Origin of the sequence: Bradyrhizobium aeschynomenes (assembly GCF_013178945.1) — a bacterium.
Lineage (GTDB): Bacteria > Pseudomonadota > Alphaproteobacteria > Rhizobiales > Xanthobacteraceae > Bradyrhizobium > Bradyrhizobium aeschynomenes.
Genome location: NZ_JABFDM010000007.1, coordinates 405,266 through 426,890, shown reverse-complemented (window position 1 = coordinate 426,890; position 21,625 = coordinate 405,266). Strand labels below are relative to the sequence as shown.

Here is a 21,625-nt window from a genome sequence, read left to right as displayed (position 1 = left end):
TCCGCGACTGATTGAGAACACCGCGATCAGAAGCGGTCGGCGAGCGCCATGCCGGGGTCGCTGAACGAGGGACGGCCGGTCTCGATGTGGCCGGCGACGCGGCGGTAGAAGCTGTCATCGGTGTCGCTGGTGACGACGAAGTCGTACCACAGGCCGGACTTGCGCAGGTGCCAGTACAGCTCGCCGTGGTGGCCGGGCGCCGACGCCTTGACGGTCCACGAGGTCGACGGGCCGCCATGGCTCGGGCCGGGGAAGAAGCTCGGCGCGCCGAAGCCGAAGCCCGGCGCATCGAAATCCGGCGCCGGACGGAAGCCCGGGACGGGGCCGAAGCCGACCGGATGCACGTCGGGCCGCGGACCGAAGCCCGGACACATCGGCTCCAGCGCGGCCGACACCGACGCCGTGACGGCCTGCAGCGGTCCATAGATCGCGTTGGACTTCACCGCGAAATTCACGCGGCCCTGGCCGTCATTGCGCAGCTGCATGTGCAGGCCGCCCTCGAACAGGTTGTAGCCGACGAAGATCTCGGGGTTGGCCGCATGTGCCTGCCTGACCTTGCCGACATCGCCCTTGAAGTGACGATGGAAGCCGTTCGGGCCGAGCACCCAGAGATCGTACAGCCCGTCCTGACCGACGCTCCATTCGTCATCCAGCATCTTGCCGGCCTCGACGGTGTAGCGGCGCGGAATGAGATCGAGATGCCGCTTATCGTAGACATGGAAGACGGCGCCGGCGAAGCCGGTGTTGGCGAATAGGAGCTTCACCTTGCCGGAGGCAGCATCGACCTTCGCGGTGGCGTGCAGGATGTAGGGCAGCGGGCGCGAGTAGCGCGCGCCGGTCTCCTGGAACAGCGGCTGCGGCGTCGCGGGCGCGACGGGTGCCGGCAAGGTCTTCTGGTGCGCATCCGACGCCTGCCAGTTGCTCTGGTCGGGCAGCTCCGGGAAGCGCGGATCGTTCGGGCTGGCGAAATCGAACGCGGAGGTCAGATCGCCGGAGATCGCGCGGTGCCACGGGCTGATGGCCTCGACCTTGATGCCGAAGCGCTTCTCCAGGAAGCGGCCGACCGAGGTGTGATCGAACACCTGCGAGTTGACCCAGCCGCCCTTGCTCCACGGCGACACCACATACATCGGCACGCGGGCGGAGAGGCCCCATGGCCGGATGTTGCCGCTGATCGTGTCCGTCGCCGTCAGCACGTTGCCGACGGTGTTGGAGAAATACTCGCCATCGAGCGGCAGGGTCGCCTTGCCCATCAGTCTGCCGTTGATGTCGTAGGACGGCACGGCCGGCGCCGGCAGATGATCGAAGAAGCCGTCGTTCTCGTCGAAGGTCAGGAAGAAGACGGTCTGGCTCCAGACCTCGGGATTGGCCGTCAGCGCTTCCAGCACCTGGTCGGTGAAATTGCCGGCGCGGGTCGGGCTGCCGCCGCCGGGATGCTCGGAATTCGCCTGCGTCGGCAGGATCCACGACACCTGCGGCAGGGTGCCGGCCATGACGTCGGCCTTCAGCCGGTCGAGATAGTCCGGACCGCCGGTCAGGCCGTGCACGTAGTTCGGATCGTTCGGCTGCGCATGGCGGAAGCTGGAGAACGCGAGACAACCGTGCATCGCGCCGGTCCAGTTGTCGTTCATATCCTGATAGATGTGCCAGCTGACGCCGGCCTTGTTCAGGAGGTCCGGCAGCGTGTCCCAGTTGAAGTCGCTGCCGACGTATTTGTAACTGGCCTGCGGCTGCGGCTGGCCCGCGACCCAGGTGTGCGGGTTCGGCCAGCAGCGCAGATTGTTCGGCTCGGAATCGTTGGTGGTCGAGTTGACGCCCTGCGCGCGCAGCGCCGGATTGAAGTTGGAGCCGGACCAGAACACGATGCGGTTGGGATCGGTGCCGGTGGTGATCGAGGCGTGGTAGGCGTCGCAGATCGTGAACGCCTCGGCGAGGGCGAACTGGAACGGGATGTCGTCGCGGCCGAAATAGCCCATCGCATAGGGCGTCTTGTACTTCGCCCAATAGCCCATCTTGCCCTGATTCCACGCTGCCTGGCTGTCGCCGAAGGAATGCGGCGTGCCGTAGCCGACCAGCGCGTTGGAGGTCGTGGAGTCGCGGTGATAGGGCGGGATCTCGCGGGTGCCGTCGGACTGGAACCAGACTGGCTTGCCGCTCTCCAGCGGGATCGGGAAGCGGTCGCCGAAGCCGCGCACGCCGCGCAGCGTGCCGAAATAGTGGTCGAACGAACGGTTCTCCTGCATCAGGATGACGATGTGCTTGACGTCCTGAATGGTGCCGGTCCGGCGCCGCGCCGGAATGGCCAATGCCTGGCGGATGCTGGCGAAGGTCGCCGCCGCCGTGGCGCCTGCGAGAAAGTCGCGACGTGTTGTCATGATGTTTCGGCCTTCTGAAATCCTGGAGAGGACATCGGCGGCGGCCGGACAACGGCCTCCGCCTGGGAGCGGCCGAAGGGGTAGCAGTGCGACTTGACGTCGCTGTGAAATATTTATTTATGATCGGATTCACGATGAGATTTTCTCAGTCAAACGCATGAGGGTTGCGTGACGGGTTCCACCTTCAGCTCCGGGCCGGCGGCGACCGGCATTCTGTCCCGCGTGCGGGAGCTGCAGAACGAGCTGCCGCCGAAGGCGCGGCAGATTGCGGAGCTGGTGCTGGCGCGGCCGGAGCCGTTCATCCACATGTCGATCACCGAGGTGGCGGAGGCCTGCGGGGTCAGCGAGGGGACGATCGTGTCGTTCTGCCGGCGGGTGGGCGTGCGCGGCTTCCAGGAGCTCAAGATCATGCTGGCGCGGGACCTGATCGAGCCGGTCCGGCTGATCCAGGAGGATTTGCATCGCGGCGATGACCCAGCGACCGTCACGGACCACATCTTCGCCGCCCATGCCGCCTCGCTGCAGGAGACGCGGCGACTGCTGTCGATGGACGCGCTGGCGCAGGCGGCGAAGCTGCTGCGCGAGGCGCGGCGGATCGAGATCTACGGCATCGGCAGCTCGGCGCCGGTGGCGCAGGACCTCTCCTATCGGCTGCTGCAGCTCGGCCTCGCCGCGAATGCCATCGTCGACTCCCATGTCCAGGCCGTCAGCGCCGGGATGACCGGGCCTGAGGTCGCGACCGTCACCGTGTCGCATTCCGGCAGCACGGTCGAGACCGTGCTCGCGACCCGGCTGGCGCAGGCGGCGGGCGCGCGGACCATCGGCATCACCCGGCTCGGCAAGTCGCCGCTGGCGGCGCATTGCGAGGTGCTGCTCTACACCGTCGCCAACGAGACGCGCTACCGCCCGGAGGCGATGAGCAGCCGCGTCGCGCAGCTCGCGATCATCGACACGCTGGTCAGCTGCTGCGCGCTGACCGACACCGAACGCTCGGTCGAGAAACTGCAGCACGCGGCGCGCATCCTGTCCGAGAAGCGCTACTGACATCCGCAGCCCGCGCGCGAACTAATAGTCCTTCAGCAGCCGCTCGATGTAGTCGAGTTCGAGCTGCGGCCGTGACTGATCGCCGAGGCGGCGGCGCAGTTCTTCCAGAATGCGGCGGACGCGCTGGACGTCGATTTCGCCGGGGATCTTCTGCGAGAAATCGTCGATGTCGCGGCCGGGATGCATCGGGCGTCCGAGCGGATCGGTCTGCTGCGCGCCCTGCTGGCGGCCGGCGCGCTGGCCGGGGCCGTCGCCCGGCTGGTCGCCGTCGCCCTGCTGCATCGCCTCGGCGAGGCTCTTGGCGCCCTTGCGCAGCGCATCGAGCGCCTTGCCCTGCGACTCCACCGCACCGTCGGCATTGCTGTCGCCGAGCTGGCTGCCGGCATCGCCCATCGCGCCGTCGGCCTCGTCGAGACCGTCGCCGGCATCGCCCTGCTCGCCTTGATCCCCCTGCTCGCCCTGCTGACCCGGCTGCCCCTTCTGGCCTTTCTGACCCTTCTGTCCCTTTTCGCCCTTCTGGCCCATGCCGCGCTTGGCGAGCTGCTCCTGCAGCTGCTTGAGCCGGTCGCGCAGCGCCTGCTGGTCCTGCTGCAGGTCGCCCATGCTCTGGTCCTGGTCGCCCTGCTGGCCCTGCTGCTGCCTGCCACGGTTGCGCCGGGAGTCCTGGCCCTGCTTGAAGGTCTTGTCGCGAAGCTGCTGCTGCTTGCGGATCATGTCGCCGAGCTCGTTGAGCGCCTGCTCCATGTCCTGGTCGCCGCCCTGCCCCGGCTGCGCCATCTGCAGATTTTCCAGCATCTGCTGCAGCTGCTCGAGCAGCTCGCGCGCGCCCTCCTTGTCGCCCTGGCGCGACAGCCGCTCCATGCGGTCGATCATGTTCTGCAGGTCCTGCTGGCGCATGACCTTGGTGTTCTGGTCGAGCGGCCGCTGCGCCATCTGCGGATTGTTGCGCAGCTGCTCGGCGAGCTGGCGCATGTAGTTGTCCATCGCCTTGCGCAGGTCTTCGGCGAGCTTCTTGATCTCCTCGTCGCTGGCGCCGCGCTCCAGCGCCTGCTTCAGCGCGTCCTGTGCCGCGCGTAGCGCCTTATCGACGTCAGAGATGTTGCCGTCCTCGATCGTGACCGCGAGCGCCCACAGGCTCGCCACCACCTCGCGCAGGGCATCGTCGGTGCGGGCCGCCTCGAGCTGGTGCGTGACCGAGCGCAGGCCGAGATACTGGCCGAGCTCCGGCGAGAACAGTTCAGGCGCGATCGCCAGCGCATCGAGCGCGGTGAACACGTCGCCGTTGCGGTTGCCGTCGAGCGCCAACAGGCGCCGCTGCTCGATCAGCGCCCGCGCCAAGGGTTTTGTGAACAGCCGCTCGGGCAGCCTGGTCTCGAACGGCTCGCTGGTGCCCTCGTTGCCGGCCTCGTCCTTGGCCGTGAGGGTCAGCGTGACGTCGGCGCCGGCATAGGGGTCCTCGCTCAGATCCTTGACGGTCTGGCCGAGGCCATTGCGGGTGCGCGCGTTCGGCAGCACCAGCGGAAACTCCGGCGGCTGGAACAGCGGCCGCGCCGCTTGCGCGTCCGGCTTGGTCTCGGCGGCGCGTGCGGCAACCTTGGCGCGGGCTTCGGTGACACCGTAATCATCCTCGATCTTGTAGGACAGTTTCAGCGAGCCGCGCGCCTGGCGCTCAGGGTCCTTGGCCATGCTGATGACCGGCGGCTTGTCCGGCGTCGCCGCGAACACCCATTGCGGCTGGCCCGCCGGCGCGCGCACATGCACGGTGCCGTCGGACTTGATGACATAGTGCTTCTCGGTGGTTCCCTTCGGCGCGGCCTCGCCGGCGGCGACCTCGTTCGCCGCGGCCTCCGTCACGCCGCCACCGGTGATGACGTCGAGCGTGCCGCCGCTGGAGCGGATGATCAGGGTCGAGCCGGCGGGCACCACGATCGGGCCGTTCGCCGGCACCGCGCCTTCCTTGTTGGCGGCGGACAGGATGATCGGCGGCTTCGCGGTATAGAGCGGCGGCTTGACCCAGGCATCGACGCGGATCGCGACCGGCGTCATCACGCCGTTCCAGTCGAACGCGGAAGCCACGCGCATCGGCCGCTCGTCGCCAGCGGCAAAATAGGTCGCGACCAGCAGCACGACGACCAGCGCGCGCACCGCCCAGGGATCGTGCAGCAACAGCCGCGGCCGCGGCGTGCCGGCGCGGATGCGCTGGACGGACGCGAGCGTGCGCTCGCGCTGCGCCTGCCACAGCGCCTGCGCGATCGGATCCTTGCTGGTGAGCGTATCGGTGAGCGCGGTGGCCGGGCGATGCGCGATGCCGGAGCCGCGATCGAGCCGCGACAGGCCCTCCTCGCGGCTCGGCCAGCGGTACTTCAGGATCGGCACGGCGGCGCCGAGCAAAAGCAGGAGAAACAGCGACACGCCGATCATGCGCGCCGCGAACGGCAGGCCAAGCCACAGCCCGGCCCAGGACACGATCAGGAACAGGCCGATGACCATCAGCAGCCGCGCCAGATGCGGCCAGCCGCGCTCCCAGGCGATGGCATACCGCGCCCGCTTCAGCGCCTGCGCCAGCTTGAGCCGCGCGAGAGCGTCGCTGGACAGCCCATCGCCGGGACGCCGATCGGGAGTGCTGCTTGCCGGCGAGGCCGGCTCGTTCGTGAGGCCGCTCAACAGTCTCTCCAGGTTGCCCGGATGTTCACCCTACCACAAAGGCATCCATGAGGCACGCACCGTGCCAAGACTTTCCCGCCTGCGCAGGCCGTCCACACGGGAGTGTGACCGGGCTGGGTTCCCGGGGAGTTACGGGGCGGCATCTGGGGCCTCATGGTTCGAGACGCGCCGCGCCCGCGACAGTATCGCCGCACATCAGACATCGTCCGGCGCGGCGCTCCTCACCATGAGGGTCAGCAGTGGGACCAGCGCTGACACTCAGCGGCCACTCAGCAGACAACTCGCGCCCCTCACCCTGAGGGCCCGCCGCAGGCGGGCGTCTCGAAGGGCGAGGCCCCCGCTGCCGACCACACGCACCTCATGCACATGCGTTCTCGCGGCGCCTTTGCACCCGAGCTATCCAAGAATTCGTCACCCTCCTCAAACAGAGGGCGCAGGGAAGGCCAGGTGCCGACTGGCACCTGCGGTCCGCGTGCAACAAATAAGCACGCGGCAGAACCACAGGCTCAGCCGGGATCACCCGGCCTTCCCTGCGCGATGGTGTTACGACTTATACGCGCTCTTCCCGGGGACCGGCTTGTTGGCCCCGTCGCGGACGACACGTCATCGCCCACTTGGCATCAGCACCGGGATGCCAGAACCACGCGACTTCCTCGTCGCACCGGGATCGTTCGTCCGCGCGAGCAAGCCCGCGCTGCGTCCCCATGCGCCCACCGCATCCCGCACCCGACGTCCGTGACGATCGCGAAGCGCCCCCTCAACGGGACGGGATGCGAGGGAGTAGAGCATGATTTCGGATAAAGCGCAATAGAAATCTTCTGGGTGGAGGGCTCGGCAAAGGCCAGCGCGCTAACAATGCTACTGAGTTGGCTAACCAAGCGGCAAAATTGGCGGACATTGGGGCTGCGGGGTTGATTTTTCAGAACGGCGCGCCACAACATACACGCGGAAGAGGAGCACGCCGACATGTCGACGATCGTGGTTCGCGCGACTTGGGACCCGGAAGCCAGCTATTGGGTGGCCGAGAGCCCTGACGTGCCCGGCCTCGCCACCGGCGCCGCCACACTGAATGAGCTGGCCGCCAAGATCCCCGGTATCATCCAGGACCTGCTCGAAAACGCCGACGCTTCCGGCGTGACCGAGACCGAAATCCCCATTGAGATCATCGCCTCGATCTCAACGAAGGTGCGCGCCCACTTGGCCGCATGAAGAGCTTCACACCCGAGCTCAAGAAGATCCTGCGCGAAGCAGGATGCGAGTTCGTCAGGCATGGACGCGGCGACCATGAGATCTGGCAAAGCCCGATCAACGGCCACCGCTTCGTCGTCGACAATGCCATTCCCTCGCGCCACCTCGCCAACGCTGTTCTGAAACAGGCAGGATTACCGAAGGCGTTCTGACGACCAATCCCTTCGGAAGGCAGCTATGCATTTGACTCCTGCATCTTGCGGCCTTGGCCTTTATCCAGTGTACTACGACCGCAATCCCCCGAGCACTATCTCACCACTGAAAGCGATCGGCATCATCATCGGAATCGACACCGTCGCGAAGATAATGCTGCGAAAGCTGATCGAGCACAGCCGACGTGTGCGGCCACTCGAGACGAAGGTCCCTTGCAAGCTTGCGATAGTTTTTGGCCAAGTCACGCTCTTGTATGCCGCCATCAGTAGGTCGGCGCCAAGTCGCACCTCTCTTGTTGACGACACCCAAATAGAATCCACGCTCAATTGAACGACTGCCAACATGTTCGATGAGTTCTCGCACTGCCGTGCAGGGCCACGTTCCATCATCGTCGGCCGGTGAATACGCAAACAGCCTTCCGATATGCTGGTCGGCCACCTCGGAGCGGTCGGCATCCGCAGCCAGTATTCGTGCAGCCTTCACCCAGGCATCGAGCATGGCGCCATCCACCTTGTTCTCGGACCGTCCGGGGATTTCATGCCAATCGTTAAGTAGTCTGTAGGCATGACCTGCGATGGCCGCTTCTCGTTTTTTCTGCTCTTCTGACGCCGGATCACTCTCCTGCAGCTCTTCATGGTCGCCTGCCTTGCGCGGCCGATATATCACCGACAGAATCTGAACGAAGAGCTGGGGCGTAGTCGACAGAGCTCTCCGTAAAGTGGTCGGCGGCCGCTTCGAGCGCTGCAACACGTTCAGAAAGCTCCACTCCAACCGAGCCATTTCCGTTTCGGGTACGTCTCCGCTATCATCGAGGCACTGAAAGATCCGTTCGACGTGATACTGAAACATCGATGATTCATTGTGATCGTTTGAATTCGCACTCTGCTTCAAAGCGCCATCAAGAATGCGTACCAAAAGAGAGCTCGGCAGCCCTTCCAAATGATGACCGGCGAGATGGATGCAATCGCGCCCGCGACCAACAGCGAGCAGTTTCTCGATTGCCGAGACTATCGCCTCTTGCGTTCCCTGAATCCAGTGGGAACCCAGCCGAGTCCAGTACAGTCTATCGACGTCATCCCCTAAGCTCGACGCTCTCTGCATAAAATGCTCAGACTTCGGCAACGATAGCAGAATGCGCAAAAGCGCTTCGTTACCCCATCCTTCGGCTACAGCCCGGCCAATCAAGCGGTCGCCCCATGCATCACCTTTAGAGGAATTGAGGGTAATGATAATACCGTGGGCAAGATTCCAGCTCTTGTCGTCGCCAGCAAGAATTCCGCTGGCCAAGATTTCTTCAATCGCTGCATCATCTGCAACCTGTGCGACGGCGCGACCAATCAAGCCCGCCTCTTTGACGAGGCGTGCGAGCGTGAAGATGTCTTCAACACTGCCGTCAATCATCAAACTTGAAATGGCAGTGCGCCTCGCTTCGTTCGACGCTTCAATGTTGCGCTCCCAGGCGTACGCCGACAGCGGATTGAGAAGCGGTGCTTGTTCGTTCTCGAAGAGCCATTCAATCTTCTTGAACTTGTCGAAAGGAGCCAATGCAGTATAGACAGCCTCGAGCTCGTCCAATTCAGTTTCGGGGAGAGACCAATCGCTCTCTTCGAATTGACGGTGATGGTTGATCAACGCACGCAGAGCCCGTTGAATATTCGCTCTATCCTCATCATTGATAATCTTGCTGTCAGTCGCCAGCAACTTCTTGATGGCCGATTCTCGAAGATCGGGCGCCCATGCATCAAAGCCCTCGATCAGCTGCACCCAACGCGCGCTACTGATCCCCACATCATCCAGAAGCCAATCGCCGATTTGCTTCGCGCCGGAGAAATAAAGGGCGTCCGTAATTGGCTCGGGGTCTTCTTCGGTGAAATCCCGCCACCGCGGAACCGGCGCGGGGTCGACCGTGTCGTGGGGGCGTGGATATAGACCGAGCAGTAAACTCCACGACACCTCGGGCTCCGTCTTGCGCAATCGATTTAGCACTTTCAGCCGATCCTGCAGCGACGCGTTTGTTTGTGGGCACCAGAGAACGAAAACTTCCCGCAGGCTTCGTGCTGGCCGATTTCCCCAGCGGCCACCGGGATCCAGCGCCGTCAATCTAGCCAGCAATGCGGCTGCCCTCGCGAGGTAGTCTCTGCTCCAGGCGAGGGTTTCGAGCGCCCAGAGCAAATTTGCGTGGTAGGCGGAACCTCCCATCGGACCTCCGCCTTCAACGAACAGCTCAAGGATTGGCTTTGAATTGGTGTTCAGGCTGTCTTCGACAGCACCCAAGAATTCTTCAGGTGACGCCTCTGCGAGAACCTGAAGCTGGCTGGATAGCGACCACCAGCGTACGGCGTCGGCCTCGCGAAGGAGGCCTCTGACGATTGCTGCACCGCGAGCATCGGCGTGCGGGACGGCGGTGACTTGCTTTCCAAAGACATTCAGCAAAACCAAAGTTTCCGAAATGCCGGACTGTAGAAGCCCGGAATAGGCGGGCCGTTGTCCGTTGACGCCAGCCATCCAGCGCTCGTCCGGCGCCATATTGAAGCGCGGATCGACTGACGTGAGAACAAGGTTGGCAGCTTTGGTAAATCGGTCCAAATCCGCCGCGGTGATATTCCGCGCGATCCGGAACCAAGCATCCCGCGGAGAGGCGATTTTCCAGCAGTTGCCAGCTTTGCGAAGGGGGCTGTCGGCCATGCTGAGAAGAGGCGTAAGAGCCGCAGATACCTTCTCATAACTTGCTCCCGCCAATTCCTCGACGATTTGTCGATCGCCCTCTTGCCCCTCATCCCAGGCACCGGCGAGCAACGCCGGCATTAACGCTCTCGCGGCCTCGGCGGTCGCCCATTCCGGCACCTTGTAGGACGGCGCCGCAGGAATAAGGCGGCGAAGAATGGTCAGGCTTCGCCCAGAGTCGTGGGCGAAATTCCTGGCATCGCGCTCCGCCAAACCCATCTTTTCAAGTTCGTTTTCGATGGCATAGCGAGTCGGACGTTCGAGGATTAGCGCCTCCGACGGAGTTCCGATGTTGGAGCCGAACGCAAGAAAGACGTAGTGTCCCTTTTCGACGAGATGCATTGCCAGTCCAGCGTCTGGCTCATCCAGAACAATTATCAGAGGTGTCGCAACGTCCGCCAACGATCTAGCCGCGTTGGCATCTGCGGCAACAATAGCCCTGGTGTGGTAGAAATCGCGATTTCCCTCCGGCAACTGTTCGATCGAAGCATAGAGGAATGCAATCGCCTCTCCAGGGGCTTCCGCTTGCACAGATATTGCGCTTGCTTCAGCATAGAGCCAGTTCAGCAATTTCGTGCCTGCATCCTCGCGATCGACAACAATCAGGTCAGTGCTAAGCGGCGGCTTCGTCGAAAGCGACCATTCACGCCAGACCTCGCACAGCTCACGAACGCCTTCCGGTGCCTTCTCGATCAATCTGGCAAGCCAGAGGCCAACAGCCGGGAAACGTTCGATCCACTGTACGAGATCGACCGCGTCATAGGCTCGTACGTCGCGCCATTGGTTTTCTGCGCGACGCTCCTGAACCCATTCTTCTTTCTGAGCCCAACGCCGCGGCGTAACAAAAACGAACGTAGTTTCTGCCGGATTGAGGTCAAGCGCATCTTTGGTTCGGTGCTTATAGTCCTTGTCGGCCTTTCTCCTCGGACCGCGATCAGTACCGAGCTCCCAGCCCGACCAACCGGCGGGAACTTGGTCAGTGGCGATCTCGACCCTGCATTGCCCATCCCACCCATGCATCTGCACGCTGTCGCCCGATGGAAAGCGCAGCTCGGGGAAGTAGCCTTTTTCCGCGAGTATCAGTCGCCGGACTAGCTCTGGCAACATGGACTGCCCGTCTCGACGGTCGGCCCAATGATCAAGGTCCGTTTCGGTTATCCAGCGGATCGGCCGAAGCTTGTCAGCGGTGACATTTGAACGACTGCTCACCGCGTAGGTTGGCCCGGCAACTGCGCCGCCCGCGGGAAATGAAATGCCCGCCGACTCAAGGGCACCACGAATAGCATCCAGGTTATTGGGAACAGGCGAGCGGCTCCTGCGCTCGAAATCGGCCAGCGTCGAAGTCGCAACACCGGCTCTCCCAGCCAAATCCGCCTGCGACCATCCCAAGAGTGCTCGAGCAGCCTTGACCTGCACTGGCGTCAGTGCCGGACCCTGCTCAGTCGGCTCGTGTATCATCTCTATGACCTCATATTTTTAATAGGAGGTAGCCGATCAGCTTGGGGGTAGCAAGCGCCGCCTGTTCACGTTCTGTTTATCGCTGCGCCTGAGACTCAAGGACGATGCAATGCCGGCCCAAGTCGGCCCGAGCCGAGCTCGATCCAGAGGGCGTGCCTGATGGATACGTATTTGACCTAAGACCATCGACACGGGTGGCGTTACTTGGGTTCGCTCGGCACAACCTCAATGGAAATTAGCGCGGCCTCACAACCACAGCGCCGGCGTATCCATCGCAATCGACCCCCGACCTCGATCCGCAACCAGACCACCGCCGCCTGCTCGCCCCGACCTCACGGCCAGACCGGCGCCCCCTCCAGCCCCGCAGTCTCCGGCAGCCCGCAGATCAGGTTCGCATTCTGCACCGCCTGCCCGGCGGCGCCCTTGCCGAGATTGTCGACGACGCCCATCGCGATCACCAGGTTGCGGTCGGGGTCGGCGGCGTAGCTGACGAAGGCGAGGTTGGAGCCGGTGGCCCATTTGGTCTGCGGCGGCGTGTCGGTGACGCGGACGAAGGCGCTGTCACGATAGAAGCGGCGGGCGGCGTCGAGGCATTGCGCCGTGGTGGCGCGACCGCGGGCGTAGATGGTGGCGAGGATGCCGCGCGTCATCGGCACCAGATGCGGCGTGAACACGAGGCCTGTGGCGCTGCCGCCGCTGAGCCGCGCGATCGTGCGTTCGATCTCGGGCATGTGGACGTGCCGGAGCAGGCCGTAGGGGATCAGGTTCTCGTTGCTCTCGGCGTAGCCGAATTTGCTGTCGCCGCCGCGGCCGGCGCCGGAGATACCGGTCTTGGCGTCGATCACGATGGTCTCGGGCGAGATCAGTTGCGCGGCGAGCAGCGGCGCCAGCGGGGTCAGCGCCGCCGCCGGGAAGCAGCCGGGATTGGCGATGCGGGTCTGGCCCGTGATCTCGTTCGGCCAGACGTCGGCGAGGCCGTAGGTCCAGCCGTCGGCGTAGCGGTGGTCGCCGCCGATGTCGACGATCTTCACGTGGCCTGGCACGCGCGCCAGCGCCTCCCGCGAGGCGCCGGTGGGGAGCGAGGCGAACAACACGTCGAGCGGCGGCAGCGCTGTGGGGTCCCACTTCTCGATCACGAGATCGGCGAGTTTTGCGGGCACGCCGGGGAAGCGCGCCGCCAGACGCTGGCCGGCGCTGCCCTCGCCCGCGGCGTAGACCAGCTCGAATGCGGGATGCCCCGCGACCAGGCGCATCGCCTCGCCGCCGCCAAAACCGGAGATGCCGACGATGCCGATGCGAATGCTCATGGGGGGTCCTATTGGTGGAGCGGAAGAACTTTAGCTCGGCGGAAGCTGCGTAGGTGAGAAAGCAGAAGGCCGGTCTGCCGGCGATATTCGTTGTTGGCTGGATGATTGATGCCTAAGCAGTAGTCAATTGAAGCAGAACTCCAGATAATCCGAACAATATCGCCAATGACACTGATAGAGCCAAACGCCTACGGCGCCGTTGGCATCTCTCAGAAAGAGCGGGATGTAAGAGCGCTAACAGAGACAATGTGGATCTGCTCACCAAGTCCATGCTCTGGCAATGATCTTCCCGCCACTCCTTGAAAAACATTGTCTGTTGGTAGGCTGCCACGATCAGCATCGAAGCTGTTCCAAGGAATAAGGAGAGGTCAGCTATCGAAAGCAACGCCTTCATCCCTCAACAATCCGCATTCTGTCGAGTTGCCGTGCCTAAGACCGCGCCATAGGCGACTCAAGTCACGGGCCACCACGCGCAAACAACTTGCCCTCACAGCCACGGCGCCGGTGTATCCATCGCGATCAGTTGCTCGACCTCGATGCGCGGGCGGATCACGGCGGACTGGTCGCCCTTGACCAGCACCTCGGGGACCAGCGCGCGGGTGTTGTAGGTGCAGGCCTGGACGGCGCCGTAGGCGCCTGCGGTCATGATGGCGAGGAGATCGCCGGGCTTGGGCTCGGGCAGCGCGCGGTCGAGGGCGAGGTAGTCGCCGCTTTCGCAGACCGGGCCGACGACATCGGCCACGAAGGCGGGCGCGTTCGGCGCGGCCTGCTTCACGGGCAGGATGTCGTGATGCGCCTCGTAGAGCGTCGGGCGGATCAGGTCGTTCATCGCGGCGTCGATGATGACGAAGTTCTTGGCCTCGCCGTGCTTCACATAGATCACCTTGGCGACCAGGATGCCGGCATTGCCGACGATCATGCGGCCGGGCTCGAACATCAGCGTGCAGCCGAGATTGTGGCTGACGCGCTTGACCATCGCGGCATATTCCGCGGGCTCCGGCGGCACGGCGCGGTCCATGTGATAGGGGATGCCGAGGCCGCCGCCGAAATCGACATGGGAGATGTCGTGGCCGTCGGCGCGCAGGGTCTGCACGAAGTCGGCGAGGATGCGGAACGCGGTTTCCATCGGACCGAGATCGGTGATCTGGCTGCCGATATGGACGTCGACGCCGGTGACCTTGATGCCCGGCATCTTCGCCGCGCGGGCGTAGACGCGGCGGGCGTGGTCGAGCGGAATGCCGAACTTGTTCTCCGACTTGCCGGTCGAGATCTTGGCGTGCGTGCCGGCATCGACGTCCGGGTTGACGCGGATGGAGATGCGGGCTGTGTGACCCGTTTCGACCGCGAGACGCGCCAGCAGATCGAGCTCGGGCTCGGACTCGATGTTGAGGCAGTGGATGTCTGCGACGAGCGCGGCGCGCAGCTCGGCCTCGGTCTTGCCGACGCCGGAGAACACGATTTTCCGCGAGGGGATGCCGGCCGCCAGCGCGCGCTTCAATTCGCCGCCGGAGACGACGTCGGCGCCAGCGCCGAGGTTTGCCAGCGTGCGCAGCACCGACTGGTTGGAATTGGCCTTCATCGCGTAGCAGATCAGCACGTCCTGGCCGGCGAAGGCGTCGGCGAACACGCGATAGTGCCGCTCCAGGGTGGCGGTGGAGTAACAGTAGAACGGGGTGCCGACGGTGGCGGCGAGATCAGCGAGATTGACGTCCTCGGCGTGCAGCACGCCGTCGCGGTAGTCGAAATGGTTCATGGGTCAGGTCCGCGCGCGGGGCTGCGAGAATGGGAGATTGTGGCGGCGAATTGCCGGGAAATGGCAGGCATTGTCAATTGACGCTGCCAGCCTCCCCCTCCAGGGGAGGGTGAAGCGGCGCGCGCGGAGTTCGCTTGTGCCCGGCTATCTCTCCGGCGTCATGCCCGGGCTTGACCCGGGCATCCACGCCCACCGCGGATGCCGAACGACGTGGATGGCCGGGTCAAGCCCGGCCATGACGAGAGGGGAGGCCCGGGACCAGATCGTTGGGCCGGTGAGGATCAGACGGCGTCGTCGCGCCGCACCGCCCCTATTTGCTGTCCAGCAGCGGATCCAGGAAGAACGGTTTCTTCTGGCCGCGCGTCGCCGCGGGGGCGGCGTCGGCGCCGTAGCCGGAATTGAACAGGCCGGGCTTGTTGGCGGCGTCCGTCGCGGTGTCGGCGGGCGCCGCGGACATCTGCGGGGCCGGCGGGGAATTGGCCGGCAGGTCCAACGGGCCCTTGCGGCCGCAGGCGGCCAGCAGAAGGGCTGAAGCGCCCAGGACGAGCAGGACCCGGGCGGCGGAGGTTGGACGGCGAGCGCGATTCACGTGTGAAATCCCCATGCGGGCGGCACCATACAGAGAATGCACCGGCCTGACGAGTGCGGGAGTGCCACGCCAGGACGATCAAATTGCGGCGATCGAATTTCGGGCGACCCCCCCTACTTTCGCTGCTTTTCCAGCCGCTTCAGCCAGGCCTTGGCCTGCGAGGCGACGTTCTTCGGCGCGGTGCCGCCGAAGCTGGTGCGGCTCTTCACGGAGGATTCCACACTGAGCACGCCGAGCACGTCGGCGGTGATCTTGGGCTCGACCTCCTGCATCGCCTTCAGCGGCAGCTCGTGCAGCGCCACGCCCTGCTTCGACGCCAGCGCGACGATGCGGCCGGTGACGTGATGGGCCTCGCGGAACGGCATCTTGAGGGTGCGGACCAGCCAGTCGGCGAGATCCGTGGCGGTGGCATAGCCCTCGCCGGCGGCGGCCTTCATCCGGGCCTCGTCCGGCACCAGGTCGAGCGCCATACCGGTCATGGCCCTGATCGCCAGCGACAGCGCGGCGAACGCCTCCATCGCGCCCTGCTTATCCTCCTGCATGTCCTTCTGGTAGGCGAGCGGCAGGCCCTTCATGACGATCAGGAGGCCGTTGAGCGCGCCGATGACGCGCCCTGTCTTGGCGCGGACCAACTCGGCGGCGTCCGGATTGCGCTTCTGCGGCATGATCGAGGAGCCGGTGGTGAACTTGTCCGACAGCTTGATCAGGCCGACCAGCGGCGAGGTCCAGATCACGATCTCCTCGGCGAAGCGCGACAGGTGCACGGCGCAGATCGATGCGGCCGAGAGCGTCTCCAGCACGAAGTCGCGATCGGAGACGGCGTCGAGCGAATTGGCCATCGGGCGGTCGAAGCCGAGCGCTTCCGCGGTGGCGTGGCGGTCGATCGGGAACGAGGTGCCGGCGAGCGCGGCGGCGCCCAGCGGGGATTCATTGAGGCGCTTGCGGGCGTCGAGGAAGCGGCCGCGGTCGCGGCCGGCCATCTCGACATAGGCGAGGAGATGGTGGCCGAAGGTGACGGGCTGGGCGGTCTGCAGATGGGTGAAGCCGGGCATCACGGTGCCGGCATGGTCGAGCGCGCGGGACGCCAGCGCGTGCTGGTAGGCGGCGAGCGATGCGTCGATGTCGTCGATGGTGTCGCGCACGAACAGGCGGAAATCGGTCGCGACCTGGTCGTTGCGCGAGCGCGCGGTGTGCAGCCGGCCGGCGGCGGGGCCGATCAGCTCGGACAGCCGGCTCTCGACGTTCATATGAATGTCTTCGAGCGCCCGCTTGAACTCGAACGAGCCCTTGGTGATCTCTGACAGGATCGTGTCTAGACCCTTCCCGATATTTTTCGCATCACCTGCCGTGATGATGCCCTGGGCGGCGAGCATGGCGGCGTGCGCCTTGGACGCGGCGATGTCCTGCGCGTAGAGGTGGCGATCGACGTCGATCGAGACGTTGATGTCCTCCATGATCTCGTCGGGACGTTCCGTGAACCGGCCGCCCCACATCTTGTTGCTCATGCCTGCCGCTCTTAAACCTTGATGACCGCGTCTGGATGGGACACACCGCTTGGATGCCCCGAAATTCGCGCCTCTGATAGCCGCAACCGACCCGAGATGACAAACGATAAGCCAGAGCCGTCCCCTGCCCGCCCCGCCTCGCGCGGCAGAACCGTGCTTGCCGCCGGCGCCGTGGCCGTCGTCGCCGTGGCCGGCATCGCGGCGGTTTCGTTCGGCGGACTGTTGAAGGGCAAGCCGTCCGGGGACCAGGCGTGCGAGGCGGCGGTCAAGACCGCGGCCCGGATCGCGCCGCTGATCAGGGGCGAGGTGGCGGCGCTGACGGCGGCAACGACGCCGCTGCGGCTGCCGGATCTGGCCTTCGAGGACGCCTCGGGCGCGGCGAAGAAACTGTCGGACTTCCGCGGCAAGACGGTACTTTTGAACCTCTGGGCGACTTGGTGCGTGCCCTGCCGCAAGGAGATGCCGGCGCTGGACGGGCTGCAGGCCAAGCTCGGCAGCGACGCCTTCCAGGTGGTCGCGGTCAACATCGACACCCGCGACCCGGAGAAGCCGAAGACGTTCCTCGCCGACGCCAAGCTGACGCAGCTCGCTTATTTCAGCGATGCGAAGGCCAAGGTGTTCCAGGATCTCAAGGCGGTCGGCCGCGCGCTGGGCATGCCGACCTCGGTGCTGGTCGACGGCAATGGCTGCGAGATCGCGACCATCGCGGGACCGGCCGAATGGGACAGCGCCGACGCGCTCAAGCTGATCCAGGCGGCGACGTCGAAGGCCGCCGCGGGGCTGTAGACCTATCCCCACGGCCGTCATTCCGGGGCAGCCCGCAGGGCTGAACCCGGAATCTCGAGATGAGTCCGACGAACTCTGGATTCCGGGTTCGATGCTGCGCATCGCCCCGGAATGACCGTGGATCAGGGAGGAAGGCCCCTCGCGCTCAGGCCGCGATGTTCAGGTTGCCGCCGACGCCGGGGCCGACATTGGCGAGCGACAGGGTCTGCTGGGCACCGCCGAGCAGCGTCAGGACGGCGTCCTTCTGCGCGTCCAAATTCTGCTTCAAGACCGACGTCGCGACCTGCTGCTGGGTCGCACTCGCCTGCTGCGCCATGACCGCAGCCACCAAGCTCATATCCATACGCACATACCTCGTCTGAGCTGAACGGTAACCGATCAGCCTTAACGAAGCGTGTGGATCGTTTCAGATTGTTTCAGCGGGTCGGCACCGGCTTGGGGCCGCGATAGTCGTAGAAGCCGCGCTGCGTCTTGCGGCCGAGCCAGCCGGCCTCGACATATTTCACCAGCAGCGGACACGGCCGGTACTTGGAGTCGGCCAGGCCCTCATGCAGCACCTGCATGATGGAGAGACAGGTATCCAGGCCGATGAAATCGGCCAGCTCGAGCGGCCCCATCGGGTGATGCGCGCCGAGCTTCATCGCCGCATCGATCGCCTCGACGTTCCCCACGCCCTCGTACAGCGTGTAGATCGCCTCGTTGATCATCGGCAGCAGCACGCGGTTGACGATGAAGGCCGGAAAATCCTCGGAGACGGCGACCTGCTTGCCGAGCCGTCCGACGAACTCCTTGGCCGCCTCGAAGGTGGCGTCGTCGGTGGCGATGCCGCGGATCAGCTCGACCAGTTCCATCAGCGGAACCGGGTTCATGAAATGAATGCCGATGAAGCGTTCGGGGCGATCGGTGCAGGCTGCCAGCCGCGTGATCGAGATCGAGGAGGTGTTGGAGGCGATGATCGCCTCGGGCTTCAGGACCGCGCAGAGATCGTGGAAGATCTTGCGCTTGATGTCCTCCTTCTCGATCGCGGTCTCGATGACCAGATCGCAATCGGCCAGACCGTCGAGGCTTTCCGTGATCGAGATCCGGCCGAGCGCCTGGCTGCGCGCCTCCTCGGAGATCACCTTCTTGGCCACCTGGCGGGTCAGGTTGCCGTTGATGGTCGCCATGCCCGATTTCAACCGGTCGGAGGTCACGTCGTTGAGCACCACGTCGAGCCCGGCCAGCGCAGCGACATGCGCGATGCCGTTGCCCATCTGTCCTGCGCCGATCACACCGAGCTTGTTGATCTGAGCCATGTCGTCATCCACCGGAACGGCGCGAGGTCGGCGCCCATCCATGCCTTAACAGATGAAACACCGGCCGCGACAGTCCCATGCGCGGCCGGTGTGTAGGGTCTTACTTGCCGAGCGCGTCCGTCAGCTCGGGAACCGCCTGGTAGAGATCCGCCACCAGGCCGTAATCGGCGACCTGGAAGATCGGCGCGTCCTCGTCCTTGTTGATCGCGACGATCACCTTGGAGTCCTTCATACCGGCGAGATGCTGAATGGCGCCTGAAATGCCGATGGCCACGTACAGCTCCGGCGCGACCACCTTGCCGGTCTGGCCGACCTGCCAGTCGTTCGGCGCGTAGCCGGCATCGACCGCGGCGCGCGAGGCGCCGACGCCGGCCCCGAGCTTGTCGGCGAGCGGCTCGATGTACTTGGCGAAGTTCTCGCGGCTCTGCATCGCGCGGCCGCCGGAGACGATGATCTTGGCCGAGGTCAGCTCGGGACGATCGCTCTTGGCGACCTCCTCGCCGACGAAGCTCGACAGCGCCGGATCACCGGCCGCCGCCACCGTCTCGACCGAGCCGCTGCCGCCTTCGCTCGCCGCAGCGGCGAAGGTCGAGGTGCGCACGGTGATGACCTTCTTGGCGTCCTTGGACTTCACGGTCTGGATCGCGTTGCCGGCATAGATCGGCCGCTCGAACGTGTCGGGCGCGACCACCTTGATGATCTCCGACACCTGCATCACGTCGAGCAGGGCGGCGATGCGCGGCATCACGTTCTTGAAGCGCGAGGTCGCGGGCGCGACGATCGCGTCGTAGTTCGCGGCGAGCTTGACGACGAGGTCCGCGAGCGGCTCGGCGAGATCATGCGCATAGGCCGCATCGTCCGCGAGCAGCACCTTCTTGACGCCGGCAAGCTTGGCGGCGGCGTCCGCCGCGCCGTTCGCACCTTGGCCCGCGACCAGCACGTCGACATCGGCGCCGAGCGCGGCAGCCGCCGTCAGCGCCTTGTTGGTCGCGTCCTTGATCCCGGCATTGTCGTGTTCGGCAATCAGCAGCGTGGCCATCAGAGCACCCCCGCCTCGGTCTTGAGTTTGGAAACGAGCTCGGCGACGTCCTTCACCTTGACGCCGGCCTTGCGGCCCGCCGGCTCAGTGGTCTTGATCACTTCTAGCCGCGGCGTGAGATCGACACCGGTGTCGGCGGCGGTCTTCTCGGCGATCGGCTTCTTCTTCGCCTTCATGATGTTCGGCAGCGACGCGTAGCGCGGCTCGTTGAGGCGCAGATCGGTGGTGACGATCGCCGGTCCCTTCAGCTTCACGGTCTGCAGGCCGCCGTCGACCTCGCGGGTGACCTTGAAGTCGGCCCCTTCGACCTCGAGCTTGGAGGCGAAGGTCGCCTGCGCCCAGCCGAGCAGCGCGGCGAGCATCTGGCCGGTCTGGTTGCTGTCGTCGTCGATCGCCTGCTTGCCGAGGATGATCAGGCCGGGCTGCTCTTCCTGCGCCACGGCTTTCAGGATCTTGGCGACCGCCAGCGGTTCCACGTTGCCTTCGGCCTTGACCAGGATGCCACGGTCCGCGCCCATCGCGAGCGCGGTGCGGATCGTCTCGGACGCCTGCGCGGGCCCGATCGAGACCACGACGACCTCGGTGGCCTTGCCAGCTTCCTTCAGCCGCAGCGCTTCCTCGACGGCGATCTCGTCGAACGGATTCATCGACATCTTGACGTTGGCGAGCTCAACGCCCGATCCGTCGCTCTTGACGCGGACCTTGACGTTGTAATCGACCACCCGCTTGACCGGCACCAGAACCTTCATCGATCCTCTTTCGCTCTAAATTGTCCGGGGTTGACCTTTCGGGCGCGGAACCTAAAGCGCCCGTACCCCCCGGTCAACGCGCGAGGGGTGAAAAAAGCAAGCTCGCACGCCGCCGGGTTAACGGTTCTGCCCGGGCACCCACAACACGTCGCCGGCGCCGTTCCGGTTGGCGGCGCGGCTCGCCACGAACAGGAAATCCGACAGCCGGTTCATATAACGAATGGCAGCCTCGCTGACCGGCTCGTCGGGCTTGCCCGCGAGTTCCGCCATGATCCGTTCCGCCCTGCGGCAAATGGTACGCGCGACGTGCAGATGGGCGGCTGCGGGGGTTCCCCCGGGAAGCACGAACGAGGTCAGCGGCGACAGCCGCTCGTTCAGCGTATCGATGTCCCGCTCCAGCCGATCGACCTGGCTGCCGACCACGCGCAGCCGCTCCGCCTTGCCCTCGCGCTGCGGCACCGCCAAATCGGCGCCGAGGTCGAACAGGTCGTTCTGGATCAGGCCCAGCATCGCATCGATCTCGGGCGCTTCGGCGAGATGCAGCCGGACGACGCCGAGGGCAGCGTTGGTCTCGTCCACGGTTCCATAGGCGGAGACGCGCAGGTCGAATTTCGGCCGGCGCTCACCATTGCCGAGCGCGGTCGTCCCGTCATCACCGGTGCGCGTGTAGATGCGATTGAGGACCACCATGCTGTTTTCTCAACGTCCCAGTTTGCCAGCGTCGAAGCGTCTCAGCGTCCCATCGCCCAGATCGCCGCCATGGCAATGACGATCGCGACGAATTGCAGGATCACCCGCCAGCGCATCAGCTTCTGCGACAGATTGGGCGAGCCGCCGCGCGTCATGTTGACGAGGCCGAGAAACAGCACCAGGGCGACCGCGCCGACGGCGATCGGAAGGATGAATTTACCGAGAAGTGAAGCCATTCGCGCTAGA

General features: G+C 64.9%; 17 protein-coding genes. 4 read left to right on the top strand and 13 right to left on the bottom strand.

Features of this window, described 5'->3' with window-relative positions:
* Positions 1–26 precede the first annotated feature (26 nt).
* Positions 27–2,375, bottom strand: a complete 2,349-nt coding sequence (locus HL666_RS22320) for a phosphocholine-specific phospholipase C (protein ID WP_172183636.1) — start codon at positions 2,373–2,375, stop codon at positions 27–29.
* 168 nt (positions 2,376–2,543) lie between these two features.
* Here HL666_RS22320 and HL666_RS22315 point away from each other — a divergent pair, with 168 nt between their 5' ends.
* Positions 2,544–3,419, top strand: a complete 876-nt coding sequence (locus HL666_RS22315; protein ID WP_172183634.1) for a MurR/RpiR family transcriptional regulator — start codon at positions 2,544–2,546, stop codon at positions 3,417–3,419.
* A 21-nt stretch (positions 3,420–3,440) separates the two neighbouring features.
* Here the strand turns inward: HL666_RS22315 and HL666_RS22310 are convergent, their stop codons facing one another.
* Complete coding sequence (locus tag HL666_RS22310) at positions 3,441–6,083, bottom strand: TIGR02302 family protein (protein WP_172183632.1); 2,643 nt, start codon at positions 6,081–6,083, stop codon at positions 3,441–3,443.
* 966 nt (positions 6,084–7,049) lie between these two features.
* Between HL666_RS22310 and HL666_RS22305 the strand changes: the two genes are divergently transcribed.
* On the top strand, positions 7,050–7,292 hold the full coding sequence (locus HL666_RS22305; protein WP_172183630.1) for a DUF1902 domain-containing protein: 243 nt from the start codon (positions 7,050–7,052) through the stop codon (positions 7,290–7,292).
* Positions 7,289–7,483: a type II toxin-antitoxin system HicA family toxin gene (locus HL666_RS22300; protein ID WP_172183628.1), complete on the top strand. Its 195-nt coding sequence runs from the start codon at positions 7,289–7,291 to the stop codon at positions 7,481–7,483. The genes HL666_RS22305 and HL666_RS22300 overlap by 4 nt, the downstream gene beginning before the upstream one ends.
* 100 nt (positions 7,484–7,583) lie before the next feature.
* Here HL666_RS22300 and HL666_RS22295 read toward each other — a convergent pair whose 3' ends face one another.
* The 5 genes from HL666_RS22295 to argH form a co-directional block, all read right to left on the bottom strand.
* Positions 7,584–11,666: a helix-turn-helix domain-containing protein gene (locus HL666_RS22295; protein ID WP_172183626.1), complete on the bottom strand. Its 4,083-nt coding sequence runs from the start codon at positions 11,664–11,666 to the stop codon at positions 7,584–7,586.
* A 332-nt stretch (positions 11,667–11,998) separates the two neighbouring features.
* A complete protein-coding gene (gene argC, locus HL666_RS22290; protein WP_172183624.1) occupies positions 11,999–12,973 on the bottom strand; it encodes an N-acetyl-gamma-glutamyl-phosphate reductase in 975 nt (324 codons plus the stop codon).
* Positions 12,974–13,460: 487 nt separating this feature from the next.
* A complete protein-coding gene (gene lysA, locus HL666_RS22285) occupies positions 13,461–14,726 on the bottom strand; it encodes a diaminopimelate decarboxylase (protein WP_172183622.1) in 1,266 nt (421 codons plus the stop codon).
* Between the two features lie 310 nt (positions 14,727–15,036).
* Positions 15,037–15,330 carry an LPS translocon maturation chaperone LptM gene (lptM, locus tag HL666_RS22280; RefSeq protein ID WP_172111342.1) on the bottom strand — a complete coding sequence of 98 codons (294 nt, stop codon included), beginning with the start codon at positions 15,328–15,330 and terminating at the stop codon, positions 15,037–15,039.
* Positions 15,331–15,428: 98 nt separating this feature from the next.
* Positions 15,429–16,820, bottom strand: a complete 1,392-nt coding sequence (gene argH, locus HL666_RS22275; protein ID WP_172183620.1) for an argininosuccinate lyase — start codon at positions 16,818–16,820, stop codon at positions 15,429–15,431.
* 96 nt (positions 16,821–16,916) lie between these two features.
* On the opposite strand from argH, the gene tlpA reads away from it, so the two are divergent.
* Positions 16,917–17,606 carry a thiol:disulfide interchange protein TlpA gene (tlpA, locus tag HL666_RS22270; RefSeq protein WP_172183618.1) on the top strand — a complete coding sequence of 230 codons (690 nt, stop codon included), beginning with the start codon at positions 16,917–16,919 and terminating at the stop codon, positions 17,604–17,606.
* 145 nt (positions 17,607–17,751) lie between these two features.
* Here tlpA and HL666_RS22265 read toward each other — a convergent pair whose 3' ends face one another.
* The 6 genes from HL666_RS22265 to HL666_RS22240 all read right to left on the bottom strand — a co-directional run bounded on the left by HL666_RS22265 (position 17,752) and on the right by HL666_RS22240 (position 21,615).
* Positions 17,752–17,949, bottom strand: a complete 198-nt coding sequence (locus HL666_RS22265) for a putative motility protein (protein ID WP_172111345.1) — start codon at positions 17,947–17,949, stop codon at positions 17,752–17,754.
* Between the two features lie 73 nt (positions 17,950–18,022).
* Positions 18,023–18,901, bottom strand: a complete 879-nt coding sequence (locus tag HL666_RS22260; RefSeq protein ID WP_172111346.1) for a 3-hydroxybutyryl-CoA dehydrogenase — start codon at positions 18,899–18,901, stop codon at positions 18,023–18,025.
* Positions 18,902–19,001: 100 nt separating this feature from the next.
* Complete coding sequence (locus HL666_RS22255) at positions 19,002–19,940, bottom strand: electron transfer flavoprotein subunit alpha/FixB family protein (RefSeq protein WP_172183615.1); 939 nt, start codon at positions 19,938–19,940, stop codon at positions 19,002–19,004.
* On the bottom strand, positions 19,940–20,689 hold the full coding sequence (locus HL666_RS22250) for an electron transfer flavoprotein subunit beta/FixA family protein (RefSeq protein ID WP_172111348.1): 750 nt from the start codon (positions 20,687–20,689) through the stop codon (positions 19,940–19,942). Before HL666_RS22250 ends, HL666_RS22255 begins: the two co-directional genes overlap by 1 nt.
* Before the next feature lie 117 nt (positions 20,690–20,806).
* Positions 20,807–21,379 carry a cob(I)yrinic acid a,c-diamide adenosyltransferase gene (locus HL666_RS22245; RefSeq protein WP_172131157.1) on the bottom strand — a complete coding sequence of 191 codons (573 nt, stop codon included), beginning with the start codon at positions 21,377–21,379 and terminating at the stop codon, positions 20,807–20,809.
* Between the two features lie 41 nt (positions 21,380–21,420).
* Positions 21,421–21,615, bottom strand: a complete 195-nt coding sequence (locus tag HL666_RS22240; protein ID WP_008964842.1) for a twin transmembrane helix small protein — start codon at positions 21,613–21,615, stop codon at positions 21,421–21,423.
* Between the last annotated feature and the right edge of the window lie 10 nt (positions 21,616–21,625).